This is a genomic window from Actinomadura sp. NPDC000600 (assembly GCF_040492135.1).
Lineage (GTDB): Bacteria > Actinomycetota > Actinomycetes > Streptosporangiales > Streptosporangiaceae > Spirillospora.
This window is the reverse complement of the sequence record NZ_JBEUPD010000105.1, coordinates 1-1,902: the sequence shown is the minus strand read 5'-3', so window position 1 is coordinate 1,902 and position 1,902 is coordinate 1. Positions and strand designations below refer to the sequence as shown.

Here is a 1,902-nt window from a genome sequence, read left to right as displayed (position 1 = left end):
GTGGACGTTGGAGAGCGCATCGCCGAGCTGACCGCCCAGGTCAAGCGGCTGAACGACCTGTACTACGGCGCCGGCGACAGCCCGCTGCCGGACGCCGACTACGACGCGCTGAAGGACGAGCTGGCGGCGCTCGTCGCCGAGCACCCGGAACTCGAGCCCGCCGACAGCCCCCTCGGCAAGGTCAACGCGCCGGCGGAGCTGACGGGGCCGACCGTGCGCCATGCGCGCCCGATGCTCTCGCTGGCGAAGGCGACGAGCGAGGAGCAGATCCGCGCGTTCTGCGAACGGTTCGGCGGCCAGGTCTTCCGCGTGTCGGAGAAGCTCGACGGCCTCTCGCTCAGCGTCGTCTACACCGACGGGAGGCTCGACTACGTCGCGACGCGCGGCACCGGCACGGTCGGCGAGCTGGTGACCGAGAAGGTGCGCCACGTGATCCCCGGCCTGCCGACCGAGATCGAGGAGCCCGGGCGCGTGGAGGTCCGCGGCGAGGCGGTGATGCTGCGGTCGGTGTGGGCGGCCTACAACGAGGCGCACCCGGAGCGGACGCTGACCAACCCCCGGTCGGGCGCCGCCGGGACGCTGGTCCTGAAGGACCCGGAGGCCGCGGCGAAGGCCAAGCGGCTGCTGCGGTTCTTCGCGTTCGGCGCCGACCGCGGAGGCGTCGCGATCGAGGTCCCTGCGGGCTTCGAGCCGGTCGCCCAGTACCTGGGCGGCAGTGCCGAGCAGGTGATGGACGCGATCCACGAGATCGGCGGCCGCCGCGACGGCCTGGACTACGACATCGACGGCGCGGTCGTGCGGCTGCACGAGCCGGCGGCGTTCGACGCGGCCGGCTTCAACAGCGCCGAGCCGCGCGGAGCGATCGCGTTCAAGTACCCGCCGGAGGAGAAGCTGACGACGCTGCTGTCGGTCGAGTGGCCGGTCGGCAAGATCGGCCGCGTGCCGCCGCGCGCCAAGGTGGCGCCCGTGTTCGTCGGCGGTGTGACGGTGGAGAACATCACCCTGCACAACCCCCGGCTGATCCGCGAGCGCGACCTGCGGATCGGCGACACGGTGGCGGTCGTGCGGCGCGGCGACGTCATCCCGTTCGCGGGCCGCTCGCTGCCGGAGCGGCGCGACGGGAGCGAGGTCGAGATCGTCCCGCCGACGCACTGCCCGTCGTGCGGCTCCGAACTGGAGGTCCGCGGCACCGGCGAGGAGCGCTGGTGCGTGAACCTGCAGTGCCCGGCGCAGGCGACGCGCCGGCTGATGCACTGGGCCTCGCGCCCGGCGGCCGACATGGAGGGCGTCGGCGACGTCTGGATCGAGAAGCTCGCCGAGGACGGCGTGCTCAAGCGCCGCAGCGACTTCTACGACCTGACGGCCGAGCAGCTGCTCGACTACGAGCGGATGGGCGAGGTCAGCGCCGGGAACATGGTCGACTCGATCGCGTCGTCCAAGGGGATGGGGCTGCGGCGCGCGCTGATCGGGCTGGCGATCCCGATGGCCTCCGAGGGCACGGCCAAGCGCCTGTGCCTGGCCGGCTACGAGCGCATCGAGGACGTCGCGGCGGCGACGGCCGAGGACCTGGTGGCGATCCGCGACATCGGACCGAAGGTCGCCGAGAGCGTCGTGGCCTTCTTCGCCCGCCCGGACGTCCTGGAGGAGATCGCCGCGCTGCGCGAGCGCGGCGTCGACCTCGACGTCCTGGACGAGGACCGGCCGGTCGACGCGGCCGCCGCCGGCGACTCGCCGCTCAAGGGCAGGTCGGTCGTCATCACCGGCGCGTTCACCGACCCGCGCTCGGGCGCGAAGATCAGCCGGCCGGACGTCACGCGCCTGGTCGAGCAGGCCGCGGCCACGACCGCCTCGTCGGTCTCGGCCAACACCGACTACCTGCTGGCCGGAGACAACGTCGGCGCC

General features: G+C 73.2%; 1 protein-coding gene. It reads left to right on the top strand.

Annotated features, from left to right (window positions below; all coding sequences use genetic code 11):
• Positions 1-1,902 (top strand): NAD-dependent DNA ligase LigA (gene ligA, locus ABWI07_RS43965; protein ID WP_353822189.1); only part of this gene is annotated, 1,902 nt, incomplete at both ends.